Below are 733 nucleotides of genomic sequence, written 5' to 3'. Positions count from 1 at the left end.
TGTTGCGCGGTCGTATCTAGTAACACCGTGGTGAGTATCGAATAACGCATTGGTGAGCATCCAGTAACAGTCCGGGGGAGGATTCTGGTGACCGCGTGACTTCAGGGCACGCGGCGTTACCAGAGGAGTCTGATTGTGACTGACTACCGGGCGGTAATGGATCAAGTGCTCAAAGGCTGGTCTGTCCGCCAAATCTGTTCGAGTTCGCGGTGCTCGCACACCACGGTGCAAAAGGCTCGTGATGCGCTGGTGGAACACAACATCACAACCCGTGAGCAACTTCGTGGGGTTGCGGATCATGAGCTGGCGGACTGGTTCGTCGACGGGCGCAGCCATGCTCAGGGGGATTTCGTCCCGATCGATTTCGACGCTGTCGCCAAAGCGCGCACCGGGCGCAACAAGGTGACCCTGCAGGTGCTGTGGGGCCGCTACACCGCACAGCCTGCGGGCACAGGCCAGCGGTACTACAGCTACGAGCGGTTTCGCCAACTTGTGGCTCAACACGTTGATGCAGCCGGGCTGACCGCCAGGATCACCCATGCCCCGGGCCATACGATGCAGGTGGACTGGGCAGGCACGAAGATGCGGTTGTTTGACCCCACCGGCGGACAAGGCTCGAAGGTCAGCATCTTTGTCGCTTCGCTGCCGTATTCGGGCATGGTGTTCGCCTGCGCGTGCGCGGATGAGCGCCAGGACGCGTGGCTTGCAGCTCATATCCGCGCGTTCGAGTACT

Annotated in this window: 1 pseudogene; it reads left to right on the top strand. The window is 60.8% G+C overall.

Annotated elements, in window-relative coordinates:
- Nucleotides 1-135 precede the first annotated feature (135 nt).
- Nucleotides 136-733, top strand: a pseudogene (locus tag HMPREF2791_RS05170) (IS21 family transposase); the annotation flags it as partial.

Origin of the sequence: Corynebacterium sp. HMSC034A01 (assembly GCF_001838175.1) — a bacterium.
Lineage (GTDB): Bacteria > Actinomycetota > Actinomycetes > Mycobacteriales > Mycobacteriaceae > Corynebacterium.
Note: the sequence above shows the minus strand (reverse complement) of the source record. Positions and strands in the feature narration are given on the sequence as shown.